The 440-nt window shown below is 63.6% G+C and carries 1 protein-coding gene; it reads right to left on the bottom strand.

Annotated features, from left to right (window positions below):
* A partial coding sequence (locus tag RNB18_RS52295) for an SMI1/KNR4 family protein (protein WP_311721090.1) occupies positions 1-440 on the bottom strand: 440 nt, incomplete at both ends.

Raw genomic sequence — 440 nt, 5'->3', positions numbered from 1 at the left:
CGGTAGACGGGGCCGGTTCCGTCGCCTTCGCGACCATGCACCAGCAGGTCGGTGAACGATTCGCCCAGGTATGTCGCCCCGGCGTTGTACTCTTGGTCCAAGAAGATGACTTGGCCTCGGTGCCCGTTCTTGGCGGGGGCGAGGTCGGCGGCGTAGACGTCGCCATACCCATCGTGGCCGACGGGAAACCGCAGCGGTGTCGCGGCCAGCGGCTGGATACGGCCCACCGGATCCGGACCGAGTGATTCCATTGCCCCGAATTGCCAATCCAACATGCGCTTTTCGGGCAGGTACCAGGGCCGGATATCGGTGTCATCGAGTGGAATGATCTCCATGCCGTAGAAGCCTGCGTCCTCGCCGAGGATGATCTCCCCGCTGCCGGCGGTCAGGTAGATGGCTTTGACTTCATCGGTCAGCGGCACCCCGAGTTGTGCTTCCAC

Source organism: Streptomyces doebereineriae, from assembly GCF_031845645.1.
Taxonomy (GTDB): domain Bacteria; phylum Actinomycetota; class Actinomycetes; order Streptomycetales; family Streptomycetaceae; genus Streptomyces; species Streptomyces canus.
The sequence above is the reverse complement of the archived record's forward strand: the minus strand, read 5'-3'. Positions and strand labels throughout refer to the sequence as shown.